Annotated in this window: 1 protein-coding gene; it reads right to left on the bottom strand. The window is 73.9% G+C overall.

Annotated features, from left to right (window positions below; all coding sequences use genetic code 11):
• On the bottom strand, window positions 1-2,088 hold a 2,088-nt coding region (locus Mam01_RS35875; RefSeq protein WP_204289668.1), incomplete at both ends, for a type I polyketide synthase.

The raw sequence follows: 2,088 nt of genomic DNA, 5'->3' as shown, positions 1-2,088 counted from the left end.
ACACCCCGCCCGGATAGCGGCACGCCATGCCCACGATCGCCAGCGGCTCGTCGGCCGAGCCGGCCGTGGCCGCCACCGCCGTACGCCGGGTGTCGGCGCCGACCACCTCGGCCGCGATGTGCTCGGCGACCGCGAGCGCGTTGGGGTAGTCGAAGACCAGCGACGCCGGCAGCCGCAGCCCGGTGGCCGCGTTCAGTCCGTTGCGGAGTTCCACTGCGGACAGCGAGTCGAAGCCCAGCTCACCGAAGGCCCGGTCGGGCTCGATCGCCTCGACCCCGGCATGTCCGAGAACGGCGGCCGCCTGCGTACGCACGATGTCGAGAGCGGCGGCGACCCGCTCGGCCGCGGTCAGTCCGGCGAACCTCTCCCGTACGGCGGAGGACGCGCCGCCGCCCACGGCGGCCACCCGGCGGGTGGGCACGCGGACGAGCGTGCGGAAGAGGGACGGAAGCTCCGCTCCCGCTTCGGCGAGCGCGGCGAAGTCCAGCCGGATCGGCACCAGCGTGCCGGAGTCCACGGTGCACGCGACGTCGAACAGCTCCAGCCCCTGCTGAGCCGACAGGGGCTCCACGCCGTTGCGGCTCAGCCGCTGCCGGTCGGTGTCGGCCAGTTCGCCGGCCATCCCGGCATCGTCGGCCCACAGCCCCCAGGCCAGCGACTGAGCGGTGAGGCCACCTCCCCGGCGGTGCGCGGCCAGCGCGTCCAGGAACGCGTTCGCCGCGGCGTAACTGCCCTGACCCGGCGTCCCGAAGACTCCCGACGCCGAGGAGAACAGCACGAAGGCAGCCAGATCATGATCCCGCGTCAGCTCGTGCAGGTTAAGCGCCGCGTCCACCTTCGGACGCAGCACCCGATCCATTCGCTCCGGCGTCAGCGACCCGATCACACCGTCGTCCAGCACACCCGCCAGGTGTACGACCCCCACCAGCGGATGCTCCGCCGGGATGCCTGCCAGCACTCCCGCGAGCGAGGCACGATCAGCGGCGTCGGCCGCCGCCACCTTCACCTCGGCGCCGAGGTCCGCAAGCTCACCGATCAGATCAGCGGCGCTCTCGGCCGAGGCGCTCCTGCTGGTCAGCAGCAGATGACGCACCCCATGCGTCACCACCAGGTGCCGCGCCACCAACCGGCCCAGCATCCCCGTGCCACCCGTGACCAGCACCGTCCCCTCGGCGGAGAACGACGTCACTGGCTCAGCCTCAGTGGTCGCGGCGGGTACGCGGACCAGGCGGGGCGCGTACGCGGCTCCGTCGCGGAGCGCAACCTGCGGCTCGCCGATGGCCATGACCGCGCCGACGTCCACGCTGCCGTCCAGGTCGGCGAGGACGATCCGGTCGGGGTGCTCCCGCTGCGCGGTCCGCACCAGCCCCCAGACAGCCGCGCCGGCGAGGTCGGTCACGTCGTCCGCGCCGGGCAGCGGGGCGACCGCCCCCCGGGTGACGACCAGCAGCCTGCTGTCGGCGAACCGCTCGCCGGCCGTCCACTCCTGCAGCGCGGCCAGCACCTGGTGGGTCGTGGCTCTGACCACCGCGGCCTCGTCCGCGGAAGCGCCGTCCGGGTCGCCGGAGGACACCCGGAGCACGATGACATCCGGCACCCTTGACGCGGCCGGGTCCAGAGCCGCCCAGTCGGCGTACGTCAGGGAGACGGCTGAGGGCGCCGGCACCTTGGTCCAGTCGACCCGGTACAGCGAGTCGTGCAGTTGCGCGGGCTGCAGCTGTTCCGGCGCGACCGGCCGCGACGTGAGCGACCGTACGGCGGCGACCGGCGCTCCCTCGGTGTCCGCGATCTCCAGGGAGAAGGCGTTCGGCCCCGCGGGCGTCAGCCGGACGCGCAGCGCCGTCGCGCCGACGGCGCTCAGCGACACGCCCGCCCAGGAGAACGGCAGCATCGTGGGGCCGCCGTCCGTGTCATCCCCGCCGAAGTGCAGTGCGTGCAGTGCCGCGTCGAACAGGGCGGGGTGGAGGCCGAAGAGGGCGGCGTCCTGGTGTTCCTGGTCGGGCAGGGCGACCTCGGCGTACAGGTCCTCGCCGCGTCGCCAGGCCGCCTGCAGGCCCTGGAAGGCCGGGCCGTAGCCGTAGCCGCGCT

The sequence above is a fragment of the Microbispora amethystogenes genome, assembly GCF_016863015.1.
In the GTDB taxonomy this organism is placed as follows: Bacteria; Actinomycetota; Actinomycetes; order Streptosporangiales; family Streptosporangiaceae; genus Microbispora; species Microbispora amethystogenes.
This window is presented reverse-complemented; position numbering and strand designations above follow the sequence as displayed.